Annotated in this window: 15 protein-coding genes; 10 read left to right on the top strand and 5 right to left on the bottom strand. The window is 68.5% G+C overall.

What is annotated here, in order from left to right; genetic code table 11:
- Positions 1 to 3: 3 nt before the first annotated feature.
- Positions 4 to 1,095: a GntR family transcriptional regulator gene (locus MRBLWH11_RS04895; protein WP_341946943.1), complete on the bottom strand. Its 1,092-nt coding sequence runs from the start codon at positions 1,093 to 1,095 to the stop codon at positions 4 to 6.
- A gap of 341 nt (positions 1,096 to 1,436) precedes the next feature.
- On the opposite strand from MRBLWH11_RS04895, the gene MRBLWH11_RS04890 reads away from it, so the two are divergent.
- Entirely contained in the window at positions 1,437 to 6,746 is a 5,310-nt protein-coding gene (locus MRBLWH11_RS04890) for a fibronectin type III domain-containing protein (RefSeq protein WP_341946942.1), read from the top strand.
- A gap of 59 nt (positions 6,747 to 6,805) precedes the next feature.
- Here MRBLWH11_RS04890 and MRBLWH11_RS04885 read toward each other — a convergent pair whose 3' ends face one another.
- Positions 6,806 to 7,699, bottom strand: coding sequence for a polysaccharide lyase (locus tag MRBLWH11_RS04885; protein WP_341946941.1), 894 nt, complete (start codon positions 7,697 to 7,699; stop codon positions 6,806 to 6,808).
- A 188-nt stretch (positions 7,700 to 7,887) separates the two neighbouring features.
- Here MRBLWH11_RS04885 and MRBLWH11_RS04880 point away from each other — a divergent pair, with 188 nt between their 5' ends.
- The 9 genes from MRBLWH11_RS04880 (at position 7,888) to MRBLWH11_RS04840 (ending at position 17,879) form a co-directional block, all read left to right on the top strand.
- Positions 7,888 to 8,913 carry a LacI family DNA-binding transcriptional regulator gene (locus MRBLWH11_RS04880; RefSeq protein WP_341946940.1) on the top strand — a complete coding sequence of 342 codons (1,026 nt, stop codon included), beginning with the start codon at positions 7,888 to 7,890 and terminating at the stop codon, positions 8,911 to 8,913.
- Between the two features lie 137 nt (positions 8,914 to 9,050).
- Positions 9,051 to 10,547, top strand: coding sequence for an extracellular solute-binding protein (locus MRBLWH11_RS04875; RefSeq protein ID WP_341946939.1), 1,497 nt, complete (start codon positions 9,051 to 9,053; stop codon positions 10,545 to 10,547).
- 92 nt (positions 10,548 to 10,639) lie between these two features.
- Entirely contained in the window at positions 10,640 to 11,581 is a 942-nt protein-coding gene (locus tag MRBLWH11_RS04870; protein WP_341946938.1) for a sugar ABC transporter permease, read from the top strand.
- Positions 11,578 to 12,417: a carbohydrate ABC transporter permease gene (locus tag MRBLWH11_RS04865; protein ID WP_341946937.1), complete on the top strand. Its 840-nt coding sequence runs from the start codon at positions 11,578 to 11,580 to the stop codon at positions 12,415 to 12,417. Before MRBLWH11_RS04870 ends, MRBLWH11_RS04865 begins: the two co-directional genes overlap by 4 nt.
- 12 nt (positions 12,418 to 12,429) lie before the next feature.
- Complete coding sequence (locus MRBLWH11_RS04860; protein ID WP_341946936.1) at positions 12,430 to 13,509, top strand: hydroxyacid dehydrogenase; 1,080 nt, start codon at positions 12,430 to 12,432, stop codon at positions 13,507 to 13,509.
- A complete protein-coding gene (locus tag MRBLWH11_RS04855) occupies positions 13,506 to 14,546 on the top strand; it encodes an NAD-dependent epimerase/dehydratase family protein (protein WP_341946935.1) in 1,041 nt (346 codons plus the stop codon). The genes MRBLWH11_RS04860 and MRBLWH11_RS04855 overlap by 4 nt, the downstream gene beginning before the upstream one ends.
- A gap of 32 nt (positions 14,547 to 14,578) precedes the next feature.
- A complete protein-coding gene (locus MRBLWH11_RS04850; RefSeq protein ID WP_341946934.1) occupies positions 14,579 to 15,601 on the top strand; it encodes a dihydrodipicolinate synthase family protein in 1,023 nt (340 codons plus the stop codon).
- Positions 15,598 to 16,227, top strand: coding sequence for a GNAT family N-acetyltransferase (locus MRBLWH11_RS04845; RefSeq protein ID WP_341947798.1), 630 nt, complete (start codon positions 15,598 to 15,600; stop codon positions 16,225 to 16,227). Before MRBLWH11_RS04850 ends, MRBLWH11_RS04845 begins: the two co-directional genes overlap by 4 nt.
- On the top strand, positions 16,224 to 17,879 hold the full coding sequence (locus tag MRBLWH11_RS04840) for a beta-N-acetylhexosaminidase (protein WP_341946933.1): 1,656 nt from the start codon (positions 16,224 to 16,226) through the stop codon (positions 17,877 to 17,879). The genes MRBLWH11_RS04845 and MRBLWH11_RS04840 overlap by 4 nt, the downstream gene beginning before the upstream one ends.
- 1 nt (position 17,880) lies before the next feature.
- On the opposite strand, the gene MRBLWH11_RS04835 is transcribed toward MRBLWH11_RS04840, so the two are convergent.
- From MRBLWH11_RS04835 to MRBLWH11_RS04825, 3 genes are read right to left on the bottom strand one after another with little or no spacing between them, the layout of a single operon-like run.
- The gene (locus tag MRBLWH11_RS04835; RefSeq protein ID WP_341946932.1) at positions 17,881 to 18,666 is read right to left on the bottom strand and encodes a sugar phosphate isomerase/epimerase family protein; all 786 of its coding nucleotides are present in this window, start codon (positions 18,664 to 18,666) and stop codon (positions 17,881 to 17,883) included.
- Positions 18,663 to 19,679, bottom strand: coding sequence for a Gfo/Idh/MocA family oxidoreductase (locus MRBLWH11_RS04830; protein WP_341946931.1), 1,017 nt, complete (start codon positions 19,677 to 19,679; stop codon positions 18,663 to 18,665). Before MRBLWH11_RS04830 ends, MRBLWH11_RS04835 begins: the two co-directional genes overlap by 4 nt.
- Complete coding sequence (locus MRBLWH11_RS04825) at positions 19,676 to 20,773, bottom strand: GntR family transcriptional regulator (RefSeq protein ID WP_341946930.1); 1,098 nt, start codon at positions 20,771 to 20,773, stop codon at positions 19,676 to 19,678. The genes MRBLWH11_RS04830 and MRBLWH11_RS04825 overlap by 4 nt, the downstream gene beginning before the upstream one ends.
- Between the last annotated feature and the right edge of the window lie 149 nt (positions 20,774 to 20,922).

Raw genomic sequence — 20,922 nt, 5'->3', positions numbered from 1 at the left:
ACTTCAGTGCCCTACCGCGACCGCCGCGGGGGTGGCGAGACCGCCGCACGACTCGCGGATGATCAGCCGCGGGAGCAGCGACATCCGCACCGCGGGGAAGTCAGGATCGTCCAGTCGGTTGAGGAGCGTACGCGCCGCCTGGACGCCGATCGCCGCCTTGGGTGGGGCGACGGAGGTCAGGGGAGTATCGCTCAGATGCGTCGCCTCGTCGTCGTACGCGACGACGGCGAGGTCGCCGGGCACGGTGGAGCCGGTGCGCTGCACGCGAGCCACGAGTCGGGCGGCGTCGTCGTCGCCATGGCAGAACACGGCCGTCACTCCGTGACGGCGACAGCTCGCTGCGTAGTCGTCGATCTCGTCCGTCCCCCATTCCGCGCGGCGCACCACGGCGTCGTCGATGCGACGGAGTCCGAGTCCCGCGACGGCGCGTTCGAAGCCGGAGGATACGGCGTCGGCGGTGCCGGTTCGCAGACGGCCGAGGAACCCGATTCGTCGGTGACCGAGTTCTCGCAGATGGCGCAGCGCCGAGTAGGCCCCTGCCTCGTGGTCGCTGATCACGTACGACGTGTCGTCGTCGGGGTCAGGGGCCGGCGGCTTCCGCTCGGCGAGCACGTATGGCACGGGCATGTCGCGCAACCCGTCGACGAAGCGCTGCGGGTCGTCGAGCAGGTGCAGGTTCGGGACCAGGATGAGCCCCTCGACTCCTCCGGCGATCAGTCGGGAGATCTGATCGCGTTCCACGGACAGGCTGTACTCGGAACTCGCGAGAAGCAGGCCCACGTTCCGCGCGCTGAGCGCGCGCTCGGCGCCCTGGATGATCCGTGGGTAGAAGTACGCCGTCGACGGCACCAGCATCCCGACCAGGCGCGCACTGCCCTCGGGGCTGGGTGGGATGCGCAGGACGTAGGTCCCCGATCCCTGGCGTCGCTCGAGCACCTGCTCCTCGGCGAGGGCGCCCACCGCTCGGCGGACGGTGTTGATGCTGACGCCGTAGGTCTCGGCGAGGGCGGGCTCTGTCGGGATCCGCGCCCCCACAACCCACGACCCGTCGAGGATCGACCGGCGGAGCTGTTCGACCACGAAGTTGGCTTTCATTCCCTGAGCGAATGATCTGTCGGCCTGCTCCATCCCCATGAACGAATGATGCGTCAGGTGCCGCGGAGAGTCAAGGCGAGACCCCCGGATCCGATCGTCACGTCACACAGGACGGTTTCCCGTTCCTTCTCTCGCAGGGAATGAATGACGAACTCGCCTGTGGTCGCGAAATCATTCCGCAATCATGATGTCTGGAAGCGATGCTCGAGTGAGGGGATTGCGTGAATTCTCTTGACTTATCCGCGGTTACTCCATCATGATCCTGTCAATGTCCGATCTCAGGACACATTTCATTCCCTCAAAATATGAATCAGTCTCGTCGATTCCCGGTCGGAGCGATCATGCCCGCTTTCTCACGCACTGCTGCCTCAGCGCTGTCCGCAGTTCTTCTCGCCGGTCTCCTCACGGCGCCGCCCGCGATCGCGGCCCCGCCACCTGTCGTCGCGGCGACGGGCGCGGTCGCAGAAGCGGGGAGGCAGGATCCCGTCGGACTCGACCTGATCGTCAACGGCGGGTTCGAGCAGGCATCGGACACCGCGGCACAGGAATGGACGTCGTCGAGTGCCGCGGCGACCACCTTCACCGGCGAGTCGCACAGCGGTCAGCGCGCGCTCTCGATCTCGTGGGCTTCCGCGGACGCCCCTGCCAACCGCGGGGTCACCAGCTCACCGGTCGCCGTCCACGCCAGCCGTATCAAGAGCGTCCGTCTCAGCGGCTGGGTCAAGCTCGTCGACGTGCTCAAGGGACCGAATGCCGACAGCACGGGCAAGGTGTTCATCAACTTCCGCAAGGCGGACGGCACGAGCAACGGATGGTTCGGCACCGGGGGACTGACCGGCACCACGGACGGGTGGCAGCAGATCGACCAGGTGATCGCCGTGCCTGCGAACACCACGCACGCCGTCATCAGCGTGGCCCTCGACCGCGCGACGGGCACGATGCTCGCCGATGAGATCGCACTGACGCCCGCGAGCTGGAACAACCTGGTGCCGAATCCGGGGTTCGAGCTGGTCAACACCAATCCCGCCACGAACGTGCTCTCGCCGGCCCAGTCCTGGTTCACCCCCTGGCAGAGCGGCACCTATGCTCTCGACGATACGGTCGCCTCCGAGGGGATCCGCTCGATGCGCGTCGACGGGATCGCCACCCCCGCGGCAGGCACTCCCGCCGGGGGCGGAGCCTCGATCGGGAAGATCGGCGCGGCCGTCACCGTCTCGGGGGTGGATGCCGCGAAGTGGCCGCTTCTCCGCGTCTCGGCGAGAGTGAGATTGTCGGAGGTCGCGATCGCCGACTATGCCGCGTTCCCCGGCGCAGCCCGTGTCGCGCTGAACTTCTCGTACGTGAAGGACGGCACGACCGTCTACACGGGCTCCGGCATCCTCGGCGGGGTGAAGGAAGGCGACACCGACGGCTGGACGACGGTGTCCGGCACCTTCCGTGTCCCGCCGCTCACGACGCGGCTCACCGTGGTCCCCTCGGTCCAGACCGCCACCGGCACCTTCTGGGTCGATGACGTCCGCGCGACGCCGGAGGTCTCGACCATCGCCCCTGCGGAGCAGGTGAAGGCGACCGCGGGCGGGCCCACCGACCACATCGTCACCGTCACGAACACGACCGGCACCGCCCAGGCCTTCCGCGTGGTTCCCGATGCGGTGGGTGCGAGCGCCACGACGACCACCGCCACCACGGAACCGCTGCAGCCGGGGCAGTCCCAGACCGTCACCGTGACGGTCGCACCCGACGACGGCGTCGAGGAGGCGAACGTGCGTCTGCATGTGCTGCCGACGACCGGAACCACAGGTGCCGAGACCGCGCTGATCACGACGGTGGTGCGTTCCGCGTCTGCCGTGACCGGAGACCCCCGGGTGTTCAGCACTCCCGCCCAGCTGAGCGCGCTGCGCGACCGCGTCGGGGGGCAGGCGTGGGCCGGCCCCGCCTTCGACAAGATCCTCGCCAATGCCGACGCCTGGTTGGACGTGCCGCTGGACCAGCCGGTGCTGCACGGAGGGTGGAGCGGGAACTTCAAGTGCCCGGGGTCGAACACCTCTCTCACGTGGGATCCCGACAGTCCGACGCGACACCTGTGCCCGACCACCGGTGCCTTCGTGGAAGGAGACGCGCTGGTCGACAAGGGGTGGATCGAGATCTGGCACAACAACGCGGCGATCGCCGCCGCGGATCTCGGCCTGGCCTCGCGTGTGCTGGCCGACTCGGACCCCCGCGTGGAGCAGTACGTCGCCAAGGCGCGCGACATCCTCCGCTACTACGCGGACCGCTACCCGTCGATTCCGATGAACTCGCTCTACGGCAAGGTCCACTACCAGTCCCTGGACGAGGCGGTCTCGCTGCTGTCGCTGACCGACGCCTACGATCTGCTGCGCGGCCGGCTGGACGCCGCGGACCGCGTCGAGATCGAGGAGAACCTGCTGCGCCCTGTCGCGGAGATGCTGATCTCCATCCCGACCGCGACATCCAACTTCCAGGCGTGGACCACGGCAGCCGTCTACGCCGTCGGAGCTGCGATCGACGATCCTTCGCTGCGCGACTGGGCGATGAACGACCCGCAGGAGGGGGCGCGATTCCTGCTCGACAAGGCGGTCCTCTCGGACGGCTGGTGGTGGGAGGGTTCGGCCAGCTATCACCTGTACGCACTGCAGGCCCTCACTCAGCTCGCGATCGCCGCCAAGAACATCGGCGAGGCCGATCTCCCCGCCGAGCCGCGATTCCGTGCGATGCACTTCGCGATCCTGCCGTACTTGTACCCCGACATGACCATTCCGGCGAGCGGTGACGGCGGCAACTGGGGACGCCAGTACGGCCCGAACTCGACCATGTTCGCGGAGTGGGCCTACGGGCAGTACCGCGATCCCGAGTTCGCCGTCGGCCTCCACCACGCGTACGGGAGCCTGGGGACTCCGCGGACCGACGCCTGGGCGCTGCGCTACGGCGCGGACGAGATCCCGGCCAGCACCGGCTCACGGCAGGGGAGCGCGACCTTCTCGGGGCTGGGCGAGACGATCCTCCGGTCGCATGCCGCCGCGAGCCTCCTCGACAACGGCGATCTGGAGGAGGCGGCGCTCGACTCCTCGGTGACGCCTCGTTCGTGGACGCTGGAGGGCGCCGCATGGACCCCGGACGGATTCCTGGGGACGAAGGGGCTGATGCTGGTGAGCGGGCAGTCGGCGTCGGCCGAGCTCCGCGTCGACGGGCGCGCCGTCGACGCGCTGCGTCTGCGCGCTCAGGTCGCCGCCGACCAGACCACGGAGGCCAGGGTCACCGCGGACTTCGTCGATGATCGCGGACGCGCTGCCGGTTCGCAGAGCATCGACATCGCACCCACCGGGGACTGGCGACCGCTGGACGCGGTCCTCGAGATCCCTGAGGGGACGCGGACCGTGGACCTGACCGTCACGACGGGCGGGGGGACGCTGCGGATCGACCGCGTCGATGTCTGGGACGACGACCTCGTCCCGGACGGCGGCTTCGAGTCGGACGCCGCGGGGTGGTCGGCCACCGGTGACGCGACCGTCGTGAAGGACGCCCAGCGCGGCGAAGGCGCCGCGAACCTTGTCGGATCGGCGGAGCCGGCGCTGTTCTCCACCGACGTGCCGGCCGTAGGCTCCCGGGTCCACACGATGCGGTTGGACGCGGTCGTCGACACCGGGGACCTCACCGGCGATGCCGCGATCGAGGTCGGCTTCCTGAAGGCGGACGGCGAGGTCGTCCCGGGTCCGGCGATCGAGCTCGACCATGCCGAGGGCTGGACACCGGTGGGCACCGACATCACCCTCCCGCAGGATGCGCTCGCGGTGCGCGTCGGCATCCGGGTCGCCGCGCATGCCGGCGAGCTGCGCGTGGACGACGTCTCGGTGATCCCCGTCGACGCCGTCGACGCCACACAGGTCAACGCGATCCGGCTCGACCACGGAGTGCCGGGTGGCACGCACGGACATGCCGACAAGCTGCACGTCGACGTCGTGGGCGGCGGAGCGCTGTCGTCGACCGATCTCGGTCAGGTCTACGGTGTCAGCAATGCCGACCTGACGGCCAACTGGTATCGCGAGACGGTCGCCCACAACACCGTCGTCGTGGACGGCCGCAGTCAGGACTTCGACGTGCGCGGCAGCCTCGACGCGTTCGGGGTCACCGAGAACCTCCGCTCGGTGTCGGCGAGCGTGGCGGCGCCGTATCGCACCGCTGCCGAGCAGGCGGACGTCTCGCTGGGTCGGCGCCTCCTGATGACGGACGACTACACCCTCGACGTGTTCGACGCCGCCGGAGAATCCGCTCACCTGTTCGATCAGTCCTGGCACGCGGAGGGCGAGCTGCAGAGTCCGGCCGCAGACGCGCCCTCCTGCGGCGCGCCGGGATGCGTGCTGGACGCGGACGACGCGGACTTCGGCTACCGCCACATCAAGGTCGACGCCGAGGGAGCGGTGAGCGAATGGAAGGCCGAGTGGCAGACGCCGGGCGCCACATTCACCGTGCGCTCGCTCGACGACGAACCCACGACGCTGATCGATGCGACCGCCCCGGGCGTGGCATCCACCGGCGATGCGGTCGACCTGCTCCTGGCGCGACGGGACAGCGTCTCCTCGACGCGCTTCACCAACCTCATAGACACACGCTCGGTGAACGATCCGTCGGTGATCGAGTCGGCCGAGAAGGTCGAGGACGGTCGGGTCAGAGTGGAGCGGACCGACGGTTCGCTCGATGAGATCCTCTTCACGCCGGCGGGGGCTGCGGTGAGCGGCTCTGCGCTCATCCGATCGGATGCCGATGGCGACGTGACGAGCATCGATGTGATCGGCCGATCGAATGTCGCGCGCGGCGAGGAATCGCTGCTGGAGGCGACGGTCGACGGTCAACCGTGGATCATCCCCACCGCGACGGTGCGCCGGGACGGCTCGATCCTGAGGGTCACTCTCTCCCGACCGGCTGACGCGTCGGAGCCCACGACGGTCCGGCTCGCCGTCAAGATCACCGGCATCGAGAAGGTGGAGGTCAACGGGGTGCTGCAGTGCGTGGAGGCCACGGATGGCGGCATCGACGCCCGCATCGTGGTCGGCGACGGCGCCGAGCCTGCCTGTCAGCCCCCGGGCGCGCCGCGGCAGCTCACCGCCGGCTTCGGTGACGGGTCGATCGAGCTGGACTGGCAGAGCCCCGCCTCGGACGGCGGTTCCGACGTCACCGGCTATCTGGTTCAGCAGCGCACGGGTGACTCGCCGTGGAAGACCGTGGCGACACCCGAGGAGACGACGAGGACCCAGACGGGGCTGGAGAACGGCACGGTGTACGAGTTCCGCGTCGCCGCGGTCAACGCCGCAGGTGTCGGCGAATGGTCGGCCGTCGTCTCCCAGTTCCCCGGCGAGGGCCTCGATCGGATCCCGCCGGAGGTCACCATCAAATCCGGGGCGAGCTTCACGGTGGCGACGGGTGACACCTACGATCGCATCAGCGTCAAGCTGCATGATCGCGGCAAGGTGGACCGCGTCGTGATCAACGGCGTCACGAAGAACCTCACGGACGACGTCTGGTCGGACGTGAACTACATCCGCCCCGGTGTCTTCGGTGCCGTGCGGGGAGAGAACACGCTCATCGCCTACGACGTCAGGGGGAACAGCACGACGCTGACCTTCACGTTGAACTGAGGCAGCGAGGAGGCCCCGGCGCCCTCCCGAGGAAGGACGCCGGGGCCGAGGGGCACTCGTCAGCAGCTGCTGAGCTCGCAGATGTCGGCGGAGTTCGCCGACACCTTGACGTCGTCGATCCACAGATAGGAGTCGTTCGCCGGCGCATAGGCGGGCTCCGCGCCTCCAGGGAAGGTCGACAGGACGGCGGTGTCGACCTGATCGGCGTTGGTCACGAAGCGCAGTCCGGAACGGTAGAGAGCGGACTGGCCGTTGTACCAGACCTGGACCTCGCCGTTCGCGGCCGCGACCCCGCTCGAGACGGTGTTCGTGGTCACGCGGATGATCAGGTTGATCCACTGACCCTTGGGGAAGACGATGTTCGCGCCGCTCGGCGTCTTCAAGGGCAGCTCTTCGCCGTAGGTGCCCGGCTTGTCCATGTGGTACAGGTACAGGGCGGCCCCGCCGCCCGATCGCCAGATCACCCGCGTCGAGAACCCGTTGGTCCCGCTGCAGGTCTGTCCTCCGGAGCATCCGGCACCGCCGACGAGACCGAAACCGACCTTGCCGCCCTGTTTCGTCCCACCCCAGCTGAAGTTCGAATCGAAGCGCACCCACTGCGAGATCCAGTAGGTGCGGGACGACGGGAGGTCGAAGTTGGCGTGGGCTCCGGTGACCGCGGGGTCGCCGTAGAGGCCCTGCGGGAACGTGATGCGGAGCGACTTCGCGCCGCTGTGGACGATGCTCGTGTGTACGAAGGATCGTTCGTCGAGCCCGACCTCGCTCGGAGCGACGAACCCCTGGGCGGCGAAGTTCGAGAGGGTGAACGGGGCATTGGCCGTGCCGTTCTCGAATCCGGTCGAGGCGGTGAGTGCGGCCGTCGCCGGGGGCGGCGTCGGTTCGGCGACCGCCGGAGCGATCGCGAGGGCGGCGATGATCGGGATGATGGCGAGTGTCTTGCGTTTCACAGTCATGCTCCAGTTCGTCGAGATGAGGTGCTCGACCGGTGCGCTTCCGCGTCGGTCGAGCCGGCGGAGAGAAGAGGCCGGCATTGGCGTTCTTCTGAGCGCGATGATTCTCCGACCCCGGGGAATGACACAACGGAATGTCTGCGCACGTGCCGGGGTGCGATGTTCGGCTAGTGTCTTGCCCTGAAATGATCGTGAATCTGAAGCAGGTCGCTCGCCGGGCAGGTGTGTCCGTGCCGACGGCCTCGCGTGTGCTCTCGGGGAGCGACTACCCGGTCAGCGACGACATGCGCCGACGAGTCGAAGCGGCCGCCACGGAACTGAACTACATCCCCAACGCGCAGGCGCAGGGGCTCCTCCTGGGCAATCCGCGCGCCGTCGGGGTCGTCGTCGGCGGAGTGGGCGATCCGTACTTCTCCGACATGATCGACGGCCTGCAGTCGCTCGCGACCGAGCTGCAGTACCTGGTGACGGTCGTCAACACGCATCGGTCGCTGCGGCATGAGCTCGACGCGTTCCGCGCTCTCCGTGCGCATCGCGTCGGCATCGCGATCCTCGCCGGTTCGGGACTCGTGCGTGCTGAGTACGGCGAGGAGATGACGAAGGTCGTCAGGGCGGCCCGTGACGCCGGCGAGGTGGTCGTGACGATCGGACGACACCCCATCGACGTGGACGTCGCGGGGGTGTCGGTCGATAACGTCGAGGCGGGGCGGCTGCTCGGAGAGCATCTCGTCCGGCTGGGGCATCGTCACGTCGCCGTTCTCGCCGGCTCGATGGACCTGACCTCGACGGTCGACCGCGTGGAGGGCCTGAGACAGGCGATCGGCGAGGGCCTGCGCGTTCGGGAGGTGGAGCCCACACGCGACGGTGCATGGGCCGCCATGGCGGATGTGCTGGCGGAGAATCCGGGGTTGACGGCGGTCGTCGGGACGGCGGACCAGATGGCCATGGGGGCCCTTGCCTGGCTTCGGGCGCAGGGCATCGCCGTGCCGACGCAGATGTCGGTCGGCGGCATCAACGACATCTGGGTCGCGAAGGACACGACGCCGGCGCTGACGACAGTCCATCTCCCGCTCGCGGAGATGGGCGCCGCAGCGCTGCGGCTGGGAATCGCCGCCCGCGAAGGCCGGGTCGGACACGAACGGCTGGCGGTCGAGCTGATCGTTCGGGAGTCCACGGGAGCGGCGCCTGCAGAGGCGTCATCTTCGCGCAGACGCTGAGGACCGGCCCGTCTTCGAGATTGGTGCTTGACGGCGTTCCGATGACCTGTGTAGGTTCACAGAAAAGCATTTCTACGGTACCTCTGGCGATTCACCAGTGGTCAGGCAATCCAACACAGGCAACAAGGAGGTAGCACATGAAACCCGGAATCAAGGTGCTCGCCGCGATCAGCGCAGCAGCAGCAGTCGTCGGTCTTGTGGGGTGCACGGCGTCCGACAACGGAGACGGAGCAGACAGCGGGAGTGGCGAAGAAGTCACCCTCCGCTGGACCACGTACAGCCAGGAGCGACTCGAGTTCTACGAGAAGGCGGCGGCGGAGTTCAACAAGGAGTTCCCGAATATCAAGGTGGTTCCCGAGACGCTCGTGGAGGGGGACTACTACCAGGCCCTGCCGCTGAGCTTCCGTAGCCGGAATGCTCCCGACATCTTCGTGTACACGTCCCCGTCCGCCGGGGAGTACTTCGAACTCGCCGACGTCCTCGGCAACGAGTGGGCTCAGCCGCTGGACAAGAGCGTCCTGCCGGATGACTTCGCATCGCGTTTTCCCGGGACCTCGGACCTGGCCGAGCCGACGTACAGCAGGGACGGCGAGATCTACACGATCCCGCGTCCGCCGTCGACCGGCGCCCTCGGATACGGCTACATGTACTTCAACAAGGATGTCCTCGACGCCGCAGGGCTCGCGGACTCCATCCCCGAGACGTGGGACGAGTTCACCGAGGCGTGCGAGGCGATCGCGGAGACCGGCGCCAAGTGCCTGTCTGTGCCGACGCAGGGACCCGAGGAGATCGGACGCCTGCTGACGGTCTTCATGGGCGTCAACATGAAGGGCTACCGTCCTCTGGGGCCCTCGATCGCGGAAGGGGACTACTCCCAGATCCTCGATCCGGACTACGTCGACGCCCTCGAGTACCTGCGGAGCCTCTACGCCGACGGACATGTGGTCCCCGGCAGCTACGACAAGGTCGCGGGACGTCAGGCCGTCGCCACGGGCGACGCGGCCTTCTACTTCGACGGGGGATGGATGTCCTCGGTCTTCCCCGAATCCTTCGAGTTCGAGAATTTCGGCGTGGCCCTTCCCCCGGGTAAGGACGGCGTCGGGGCGGAGAACTACGAGGGTCTCATCGGCCAGGGCCCGCCCATGCCGGAGACGTTCATCAGCGCGCAGTCGGAGCACCCGAAGGAGGCTACGCAGTTCCTCGAGTGGATGACGCGTCCCGACGGGTGGTACGCCAAGGAATTCAGCAAGAACGGGTTCGACGCGCTGCCCTGGATCGACCCGGAGAAGGTCAGCGGCCTGGTCCCGGAGTCCAACCCGGCGCACGATCTCTTCGCGCTCAGCCCGAAGGTGCACGTGCTCGCCCCGCAGGCGTCGCTGAAGTGCCCCGACCTCGCCCAGTCGAAGGCTCTGACGAACGTCGAGAACATCAGGCCGCAGTGGGTCAACGGCACGATCGTCCAGTACCTCCTCAACGGCGGCGACTGGGAGGCGATCGCCGAACCGATCGTCGCCGAGCAGAACAAGGTGCTCGAAGACACTCTCGACGCCGAGGCGAAGTCCGGTCTCGATGTGTCGACGGAGTGCTTCGCCGAGCCGGACTGGGACGGCCTCACGCCGTTCGAGAACGACTGACGACGAGACGAGCCAGACGGGGTGCGGCTTCGCTCGCGAAGCCGCACCCCACCGCAGGCGGCATCCCGCCACTACCCTCGGAGGCAACCCGCATGTCGCGTGCGACGACTCTCGCCGGCATCCCGCTTCGTCGGAGCGAGATCAGCTGGGCCTACATCGCCCTCATCCCCTTTCTCATCCTGTTCCTCGCCTTCACGGTCTGGCCGCTCGTGCGCACCGTGCAGTTCAGCTTCTTCGACTACAACGGCATCGGCGCCCTCGATGAGTCCCCGATGGTCGGATTCGACAACTTCGCGTTCGTCTTCAGCGACCAGGTCTTCGGCACCTCGTACCTGAACACCTGGATCTTCACCGTCGGGCAGGCTCTCATCAAGCTGCCGCTGTCGTTCCTGATCGCCGTGCTGCTCGTCCAGCGCTGGCTCAAGTGGCGCGGGTTCTTCCGCGTGGTCTTCTTCCTCCCGTGGCTCATGCCGCCGTCGATCGTCGCGATGGTCTTCTTCTATCTGCTCAACCCGAACAACGGCGCCATCAACGAGCTGCTCCTCGCGACCGGACTCGTCTCCGCGCCCATCGACTTCCTCGCCTCTCCTCCGATCGCGTTCTCGACGATCGCCGTGATCTCGACCTGGCAGATCATGGGGCAGTACGTGATCTTCTGGATGGCCGCTCTGCAGCTCGTCCCGCAGAGCCTCTACGAGGCGGCCGAGGTCGACGGCGCCGGCGGATGGCGGCGGATCTGGCACATCACGCTGCCGATCATCCGTCCCATGGCGGTGATCATCGCCTCGCTGGGCCTCATCTGGTCGTTCAACATCTTCGACTGGGTCGACATCCTCACCTCCGGCGGCCCCGGCAACTCGACGTTCGTCGTCAACTACTACGTCTACGACAAGGCCTTCGGCAATGCGACTCCGCAGTTCGGCATCGCCAGCGCCGCGGCCACCCTCTTCGGGATCTCGGTCCTGATCATCTATGCCCTGGTCGGCCGAGCCGTGGCGAAAGCGCAGGCACGACGCAAGGAGTACGGAGTATGAGCATGAAGACACGTCGGCGCTGGCGCATCAGCGAGATCCTCATCCTCCTGGTGATGCTCGGAATCTCCTTCATCTGGCTGTACCCCGTGCTGTGGCCGGTCTTCTCGGCGTTCAAGTCGTCGCAGGAGATGTACTCGGCGGGCTACCACCTGTGGCCGGAGAACTGGATCTTCGACAACTTCATCCGGGCATGGCACAGCGCCAGCTTCAGCCGCTACCTGTTCAACTCGGTGGTCTACAGCGTGGCTTCCACCGCGCTGTCGGTGCTCGTGTCGGCATTCGCCGGCTACAGCCTCGCGCGCTACCGCTTCCCGGGGCACAAGCTGATCAGCGTGCTCATCCTGGCGTTCCTCTTCATCCCGACGGCGACGAGCATCCTCCCCATCTTCGATCTCATCGATCAGCTCGGCCTGCTCAACACCATGGCGGGCGTCACACTCGCGCTCATCGGCGGAGTCGGCTTCAACACGCTGCTGTTCCGTGGCTTCTTCGCCGCGCTGCCGCAGGAGCTGTTCGACGCCGCGGCGCTCGACGGAGCCGGGTTCGTCCGCCAGTTCCGTCTCACCCTCCCGCTGGTGAAGCCCATCGTCGCGACCACCGCGATCCTCGGCTTCACGTCGAGCTGGCAGGAGTACTTCGTCCCGCTGGTGTTCACGCTCGGCAGCCCGGAGCTGCGCACCGTCTCCGTGGGCCTGCGTGCCTTCACGCAGCAGTTCTCGGTGGACCTCTCCGGGTTCGCGGCCGGCGTCACGCTCTCGATGATCCCGATCATCGCCGTCTTCATCTTCTTCCAGCGGCACTTCATCGACGGCCTCGCCGGCGCGATCAAGGACTGAGTGATCGAGAGAATGACTGCATCAGACGGGACGAGGCGCCTGCGGATCCTCGTGACGACCGAGGCGACTGCGCGGCGGGAAGCCTATTTCCCCCGATCGATCCTGCGCGAGCTCGAACGACTCGGAGACGTCGAATATCACGACGGAAGCGTGCCTCTGACTCCGGGGGAGCTCGCCGCACGGCTTCCCGGTGTGGACGTGTGCGTGACGCACTGGGGGTGCCCGACCTTCACCGAGGAGGTCCTCGAACAGGCCGACCGGCTGGCGCTCATCGCTCATGCCGGTGGGAGCGTCGGGGACCTGGTGACCCCTGCCGTGTTCGCGCGCAGCATCACGGTGACGACGGCGAACTCCGCGATGTCCGCGAACGTGGCCGAGGGCGTGCTGGCGTACATCCTCGCCGATCTCCAGCGCCTCGTCGAGCGCGCGCAGCTGATGACCGAGGGCGGGTGGCTCCTCCCCGAGGCGCGGCCGACGAGGTCGCTGTCCGCGATCACGATCGGTCTGATCGGTCTGGGCGGCGTCGGCAGGAGGCTCGTCCAGCTCCTGGCGCCCTTCGCGCCGCGGATCCTCGTACATGATCCCTACCTCGCACCGGCGGAGACCGAGGAGCTCGGCATCGAGCTCGTCTCGCTCGAGATGCTTCTCGAGAGCTCCGACGTCGTCTCGCTCCATGCATCGCTCACGGCAGCGAGCCGCGGCATGATCGACGGCGGGCGACTCGCCCTCATCCGCGACGGGGCGCTCCTGGTCAACACCGCCCGTGCGGGGCTGATCGACAGCGCCGCCCTCGAACGCGAGCTCGCATCCGCCCGCATCCGCGCGGTGCTCGACGTCTTCGACGTCGAGCCGCTCCCGAGCGACAGCCCTCTGCGCCGGATGAAGGGCGTGACCCTCATGCCCCACACCGCGGGTTCCCCCGGTGGCGCCGGATACGCGGGACTCGCGGTCGACGAGGTCGCCCGCTTCTCGCGGGGCCTGCCGCCGGCTCACCCGGTCTCGCTTCGACGATTCCACCTCATGACCCGTGAATCCGAGGCGTCTCCCGACGCCCGACCAGACATCGACCATCTTCTCCAGGAGGCACAGTGACCACCACGACATCCGCATCGCCGAGCGACGAACAGGAGCTCGAAGAGCTCCTGTCCCGGCCCGACGACAGCGTACGGACAGCACTCGCAGGCGTGGACGGCGATCTGGTCGTGCTCGGCGCGGGGGGCAAGGTCGGCCCGACGCTCGCCATGATGGCGGCTCGGGCGCTCGACTCGATCGGGTCGTCGGCGCGCGTCATCGGCGTCTCCCAATGGAGCGATCCCGCGGTGCGCGAGCGGCTCGAGAACGCCGGCGTCACCACCGTCCGAGCCGACCTCGCGGATCCGGACGTCTATCAGACCCTTCCGGATGCCGCAGCCGTCGCGTTCCTCGTCGGCAACAAGTTCGGCAGCGCCACGGACACCTCCAAGACCTGGTGGATGAACGCGGCCGTGCCCGCGCTCGCCGCGAGCAGATACCGCTCCGTTCCGTCGCTCGTGTACTCGACGGGAAACGTCTACCCGCTGCGTCCGACCTCCACAGGAGGTGCGCGCGAGAGCGACCCGGTCGGCCCGGTGGGCCTCTATGCGCAGTCCTGTCTGGCACGGGAGGAGATGTACCGGCGCGCGGCGGCGACGTGGGCGACGCCGGTCACGCTCTTTCGGTTGAACTATGCGGCGGAGCTGCGCTACGGCGTGCTCTCGGACATCGCGGGCAAGGTCCTCGCGGGGGAACCCGTCGATGTCACGATGCCGGCGTTCAACGTCATCTGGCAGGGCGATGCGAACCGCTGGGCGCTCTCGTCGTTCGCCATCGCGAGCGCAGATGTCACGGTGCTCAACGCGGCAGGACCCGAGACGCTGTCGGTGCGCGCCGTCGCCTCCGACATCGCGCAGCTCGCCGGGCGCGAGCTGGAGATCACGGGTGTCGAGGCGTCGGATGCCCTCCTGAGCGACGCCCGATACTGCCACCGCCTGTTCGGCTATCCGACGGTGACGGCGCAGCAGCTGCTCGAGTGGACGGTGGAGTGGCAGCAGAGCGGCGGCCGATCTCTCGGCAAGCCCACCAAGTTCGAGCAGAGGACGGGACGGTTCTGATGGCGTCAGCACTCAGCGCTCCGACATCCTCGGTGGCCGATGGACTTTTCGCTCCCGGCACCGTCGTTCCGGCACACCCGCTCGCGCTGGACGAGTCCGGTGGCATCGACTGGGTGTCGCAGCGCGCCCTGACGCGGTACTACCTCGACGCCGGCGCCCATGGTCTCGCGGTCGGCGTGCACACCACGCAGTTCGCCCTGCACGAGGATCCTGCCCTGCTGGCGGACGTCTGGGCGGCCGCAGCGGAGGATGCATCCGCGGCCGAGCGACCGGTCGGGCTGATCGCCGGTGTCCGCGGCACGGCGTCGACGGCGCGGATCGAAGCAGGCGTGGCGGGGGGACTCGGATACCAGGCCGCGCTCCTCTCCCCGGCACCGGGGTCGACCGACGATGACATCCTGCGGATGGCGGAGTCCGTCGGCGAGGTGCTGCCGGTGATCGGCTTCTACATGCAGGACGACGTCGGAGGGCGCTATCTCGGCGTCGACTTCTGGCGTGCGCTCTTCGCCCAGCCGGCCGTCATCGGGGTCAAGATCGCCGCGTTCGATCGGTACCGCACGGGCGAGGTCGTGCGCGCGCTGCTCGAATCGGGTCGCGACGACATCGCCCTCCTCACCGGGAACGACGACAGCATCGTCGGCGATCTCGCGACGACCTACCGCGGAGACGTGGACGGCGTGCAGCAGAGCGCCTCGTTCGTCGGGGGTCTGCTGGGGCAGTGGGCCATCGGCACGCGGGCCGCTGTCGAGCTCTCCGCCCGGGTGGTCGACGCTCGCAACTCCGGAACCGTGCCGAGCGAGCTTCTGACGCAGGGCACCTGGATCACGGAGATCAACAGCGCGGTGTTCGACACTCAGCACGGCTTCGCGGGCTGTGTGGCGGGGGTCAACGAGGTTCTCCGTCAGCAGGGGCTCGTCCGCACGTCGCTGTGCCTCGATCCGGTCGAGCGGCTGTCACCCGGCCAGCAGGAGGCCATCGCGGAGGCACGACGGCGCTACCCCGAGCTTCTCGATGAGGCTTTCGTCGCAGAGAATCTCGAGCGGTGGCGATCATGACGGGCGACACCGACGGCGGCATCCGCATGCAGCGATATGCTCCGCGCGATCTCCCCGGCGTGTACCGGGTCTGCGCGGAGGTCGATGCACGAGGCGGGAAGCAGCCGCAGCGACTCCAGGTGCCGGAGCTCGCCGGCCATGTCTTCGCCGGGCCCTATCTCGTGAACGATCCGGCTCTCGGCTGGGTGGTCGCCGACCGGCTCGGCGTCGCGGGGTACATCGTGGGCACCGCGGATGCCGTGGCGTTCGAGCAGTGGCGCGAGAGGCAGTGGTATCCGGCGCTGCGCAAGCGGCATCCGATGCCGGCGGACGGAGAGGCGCACGGCGACGACGCCCGGTATCTGCGATTCCTGCACTCTGCGCCTCCGCAGCAGTCGGCGCCGGCGGAGCGGAGTGCGTATCCGGCCGAACTCCACATCAAGCTCGCGCCTCGGGCCGCCGGACTCGGCTGGGGTCGGCCGCTGGTCGAGGCGCTGATCGACGAGCTGCGGGCCCGCGATGTGCCCGGTCTGCATCTTCATGTGGCGGAGGAGAACTCGTCGGCGATCGCCTTCTACGAGCGGCTCGCCTTTCGTACCCTCCACCGAAACGACGCAAGTCGCACCATGATCCGGGAGATCGCATGACCATCGCCCCTGTTCCCGCGCCGCGGTCGGCGGTTGAGCGCTCGGAGGCGTTCGTCCTCGATGGCCGGACCTCGGTTCGAGCGAGCGCCGAGCTGAGACGAGTCGCGGAGCTGCTCCGCGAGCAGCTCACTCCCTCGACGGGACTCGCTCTGCCCCTGGCGGCTCCTGATGACGAGGGCGACAACCAGATCGTCCTCGCCATCGACGGGTCCCTGGATCCGGAGGCGTACCGGCTCCGCGTCGCTCCCGACGGGATCGTCATCGCCGGTGGCGACGCGGCCGGGGTGCACCACGCGACCCAGACCCTGCGACAGCTGCTGCCGCCGGAAGGGCTCAGGAGCGCCGCGATCCGTCGGGACGGATGGATAGTTCCGGGAGTCGACATCGTCGACGGGCCCGCTCATCGGTGGCGGGGACTGATGCTCGACACGGTTCGCCACTTCATCCCGGTGCGGGAGGTCCTCCGGATCATCGATCTGCTCTCCCTCCACCACATGAACGTCCTCCACCTGCACCTGACGGACGATCAGGGCTGGCGGCTGCAGATCCTGCGGCACCCCCGGCTCACCGAGGTCGGCTCGTGGCGTCTCTCGACGCAGGTCGGGCGCGGTGAGGAGGACGGGCGTCCTCATGGTGGCTACTACACGCAGGACGACATCCGTGAGATCGTCGCCTACGCGGCGGATCGCCACATCACGGTGGTTCCCGAGATCGAGAGCCCCGGACATGCGCGCGCTGCGCTGGCCGCGTACCCCGAACTGGCCGTGGGCGGGGTGGCGCCCGACGGCGTCTGGACGCAGTGGGGGATCAGCGAGGACGTCTTCAGCGTCGAGGAGTCGACGATCGCCTTCCTCTGCGACGTGCTCGACGAGGTGATCGAGTTGTTCCCGTCGGCCTACATCGGGATCGGAGGCGACGAGTGCCCGAAGACGCGCTGGCGCGATGATGCGCGCACGCAGGAGCGGATGCGCGAGCTGGGGCTCGACGATGAGGATCAGCTGCAGGCGTGGTTCGTCGGCAGGCTCGAACAGCACGTCCGGGCGCGAGGGCGCCGGATCTTCGGCTGGGACGAGATCCTCGAAGGCGGGGCGGCCGCGGACTTCGGAGCCGGCACGGCCGTCGCGTCGTGGCGGGGCGACGTCGGTGCTCGCGTCGCGGCACGGCGAGGATTCGACGTCGTCGCGTGCCCGGCCGATCGCGTGTACCTCGACTATCGGCAGTCCGAGCGGGCGGATGAGCCGGTGCCGGTGGGGATACCGCTCACGTGGCGCGATGTCTACGCCTTCGAACCGGTGCCGAGCGGACTGACCGCCGACGAGGCCCGCCATGTGCTCGGAGGGCAGGGCAACCTGTGGCTCGAGCACATCGATACGCCGCAGCGCGTGGACTACATGCTGTTCCCGCGGCTGGGCGCGCTCGCCGAGGCGCTGTGGACCGGCGCAGGACGGGATGCCGACGACTTCTCGCGGCGCATGCCCGAGTATCTGCGGCGCCTCGAGGCGCTGGGTGTCGATTATCGGCCGGAGGCGGGTCCGCACCCGTGGCAGACATGGCCCGGCGTGCCGGGAAGCGTGCGCACCCGCGCCGAACTCGACGAGCACCTGGCCCGGATCACCGCGGGCATCGTCGAGTCCGGCGTCGGACAGGGCTGACTCAGGCGGCGTCGTCGAGCAGCCTGCGGAAGGCCGTGAGCGCCGCGTCGAGGGGGAGCGCGTCGGGGAACCACGCGGCCTCCCACTCGAGCGAGACCCACTCCCGGTAGCCCGACGCCCGCAGGAGGTCGAGGATCTCGGCGAGCGGCACGGCACCTGAGCCCGCCAGGAGCGGGCTCAGGTCCGTGGCGGATGCGGCGTCCTTGATCTGCACGTGCCGCAGCCAGGGCTCCAGGTGCCGGGCGGTGGTGGACGGCTCCTCGCCGGCGCGCCAGGGATTGAGCACATCCCAGATCGCGCCCGCGGAGGGCACGGATGCGGCGTCCAGGACGCGCGCGACCGAACGCCCGTCGAGGAACGCGTCATGCGTCTCCAGGAGGATCGCGACTCCCGTCTCCATCGACGCGGCGGCGGCGCCGCGCAGTCGGTCCACGGCGCGCGCGTGCACGTCCGGGTCATCGGGGTCGCCGCCGAAGACGCGGACGGCCGATGCTCCCACCGCCGCCGCGATCTGCAGATGACGTTCGAGCTCCTCGGGAACCCCGGCATCCGGCGATCCGATCTGCACGTAGCTCGCGACGCAGATCGGATCGAGGCCTCCCGCACGCAGGGCGTCCCCCACGGCGCGGGCGGACTCGTCGGACTGGTCCGGAGTGATCAGCTCCCCCGCCCGGCATCGGAGCTCCACACCCGCGCACCCTCCGACGGCGGCGTGCGCGAGCACCTCCGGCACCGATTCTCCCGGGCATCCGAGCGTGCTGAAGGCGAGGCCTCTCCAGGCGGTCATCGGACGCCCGCCGTCCGTGCGGGGAGCGCGACCGGTGCGCCGGTCTCCGCGGATTCGTACATCGCGAGCACGGCGGAGAGGACGGTCCGGCCGTACGCGCCGCCGACCCGAGGCGCGTTCTCCCCACGGATCGAGCCGACGAAGTCCGCCAGCTGGCCGGAGAACGCTGCCGCGGTGCCGGCCGGCTCGAGCAGGAGGCGCTCCGCGCCGTCCTCGGAGATCCAGGTCCCCTCTGTCGCGGAGCAGCGCAGCGAACCGCGCTCGCAGATCACCAGGGTCTCGTCCACGAACGGGATGTCGGCGCTGGTGAGGACGATGGTGGCGGTCACCCCGGACTCGAGTCGTGCGGTCGCCATGACATCGGTCTCGACCGCGAGGCCGCCGCGCTTCCAGGTGCTGGCGCCGATCTCGGTGATGAGTCCTCCGCCGAACCACTGGATGCGGTCGATGCCGTGCGGACCGACGTTCATCGCGATCCCGCCGCCGGCGACCACAGGGTCGAAGAACCAGTCCGGACGGCTGCCGGGTCGGTAGTGAGCGGAACGCCGGTGCGAAATCGCGAGGGGGCGCCCGATTCGACCGGACTCGATGACGGATGCCGCCGCCTCGGCAGCGGGATCGAAACGGAGCACGTGGCCGACGCTGAGCGGCACGCCGGCTCGTTCGCAGGTGTCGATGATCTCGTCGGCATCCGCCAGGGTCGTGGCCATCGGCTTCTCGACCAGCACAGCGACACCCGCCTCCGCGGCGGCCTTCGCCATGGCGGTGTGCAGCGAGTGGGGCGAGGTGATCACGACGCCGTCCATCTGCTCGGCGGCGAACATCTCGCGGTAGTCCTGCCATGTGCGCGCCGCGAACCTCTCCGCGGCTTCGGCGGCCCGGCGCTGGTCGATGTCGCAGACGGCCACGAGGTCGATGCCCGGTGCCTCGGCGATCGCGTCCAGATGGAGCCCTGCCACGATCCCGGTGCCGATGATGCCGAGACGGGTGGGGCGGGACGAACGGTCGTTCATGGTTCTCTTTCCTCCCGATAGCGGGTATCGGGTGTCGGTGCGGCGGTGGAGGAGCGGATGACGAGGTGAGGCAGCAGCTCGATCCGACGCGATGGAGACGCGGAGTCGTCCATCCGTCGCATCAGGAGGCGCGCGGCCGTCGCCCCGACGTCGCGGCGCGGTGCGACGATGGCGGTCAACAGGGTGTCGTCGAGCGGGGCCACGCGGTCGTCGTGCGCGACGAGGGCGATGTCGTCGGGAACAGCCAGTCCGCGGCGCCGTGCCCGCGTGGCGAGTGCGGCGGCGTCCGCGTCGTCGTGGCAGAACACGGCTGTGACGTCGGATCGGATGATGGCGTCCAGATAGGCGTCGATGTCGGCTGCCGACCAGGCCGCGCGTCGCTGCACCACATCGGCGCCCGCGCTGAGACGCAGCTCGAGACAGGCGGATTCGAAGACGTGGGCCACAGCATCGGATGTCGCGGTGCGTCGGCGGCCGAGGAATCCGATGCGCCGGTGTCCCAGACCCACGAGGTGGCGAAGAGCCTGGTAGACCCCCGCGTCGTGATCGGTGGTGACGAAGGTCGTCTCGTCGTCCGGCGCGGGTGCCGGCGGACGACGCTCGGCGAGGACGTACGGAACCGGCAGGTGGCGCAGCTCGTCGACGTAGGTCTGCGGCTCTTCGACGAGGTGCAGGCTGGGTGTCAGGATCAGGCCCTGCACGCCGTCGCCGAGAAGCCGTCGGAGCTGCGCACGCTCGACCCCGGCACGATAGTTCGAGCTCGCGACGAGCAGTCTGATGCCTCGAGCGGCGAGCTCGTGTTCCGCGCCCGCGATCAGGCGGAGGAACCGGGATGCGGTCGTCGGGACGAGTACTCCGACGAGCTGCTGCGCACCTGCTCGGACAGGCCGATGGCCGATGACGAAGGTGCCGGATCCCTGACGGCGATCCACCGCGCCCCGGTCGACGAGGACGCCGATCGCGCGGCGGACGGTGTTGATGCCGACCCGGTTCTCGGCCGCGAGGACTCGTTCCGCCGGGAGGCGCGCGCCGGGCGCCCATTCGCCGCAGCGGATCGATTCCTCCCACTGTGCGACGAGAGCTTGGAATTTCATTCCCTTAGATAATGAATCTGATGAACTTCGCGGGTTCATTCATGAAATCATGCCATCTTCTCTCGACGAGTCAAGAGGGTGCCGCTAGATTTGTGCATGAGCTCGACCGTCAGATCTGGTTGAGCGCTCAAATAAAGAATGAATACATT

It is taken from the genome of Microbacterium sp. LWH11-1.2, assembly GCF_038397745.1.
In the GTDB taxonomy this organism is placed as follows: Bacteria; Actinomycetota; Actinomycetes; order Actinomycetales; family Microbacteriaceae; genus Microbacterium.
The sequence above is the reverse complement of the archived record's forward strand: the minus strand, read 5'-3'. Positions and strand labels throughout refer to the sequence as shown.

Bases quoted from the DNA above. Each gene is read 5' to 3' on its own strand.
- MRBLWH11_RS04875 (WP_341946939.1), top strand. From the start codon at position 9,051: ATGAAACCCGGAATCAAGGTGCTCGCCGCGATCAGCGCAGCAGCAGCA.
- MRBLWH11_RS04865 (WP_341946937.1), top strand. From the start codon at position 11,578: ATGAGCATGAAGACACGTCGGCGCTGGCGCATCAGCGAGATCCTCATC.
- MRBLWH11_RS04825 (WP_341946930.1), bottom strand. From the start codon at position 20,773: ATGAAATTCCAAGCTCTCGTCGCACAGTGGGAGGAATCGATCCGCTGC.
- MRBLWH11_RS04860 (WP_341946936.1), top strand. From the start codon at position 12,430: ATGACTGCATCAGACGGGACGAGGCGCCTGCGGATCCTCGTGACGACC.
- MRBLWH11_RS04845 (WP_341947798.1), top strand. From the start codon at position 15,598: ATGACGGGCGACACCGACGGCGGCATCCGCATGCAGCGATATGCTCCG.
- MRBLWH11_RS04870 (WP_341946938.1), top strand. From the start codon at position 10,640: ATGTCGCGTGCGACGACTCTCGCCGGCATCCCGCTTCGTCGGAGCGAG.
- MRBLWH11_RS04840 (WP_341946933.1), top strand. From the start codon at position 16,224: ATGACCATCGCCCCTGTTCCCGCGCCGCGGTCGGCGGTTGAGCGCTCG.
- MRBLWH11_RS04895 (WP_341946943.1), bottom strand. From the start codon at position 1,095: ATGAAAGCCAACTTCGTGGTCGAACAGCTCCGCCGGTCGATCCTCGAC.
- MRBLWH11_RS04885 (WP_341946941.1), bottom strand. From the start codon at position 7,699: ATGACTGTGAAACGCAAGACACTCGCCATCATCCCGATCATCGCCGCC.
- MRBLWH11_RS04835 (WP_341946932.1), bottom strand. From the start codon at position 18,666: ATGACCGCCTGGAGAGGCCTCGCCTTCAGCACGCTCGGATGCCCGGGA.
- MRBLWH11_RS04890 (WP_341946942.1), top strand. From the start codon at position 1,437: ATGCCCGCTTTCTCACGCACTGCTGCCTCAGCGCTGTCCGCAGTTCTT.
- MRBLWH11_RS04830 (WP_341946931.1), bottom strand. From the start codon at position 19,679: ATGAACGACCGTTCGTCCCGCCCCACCCGTCTCGGCATCATCGGCACC.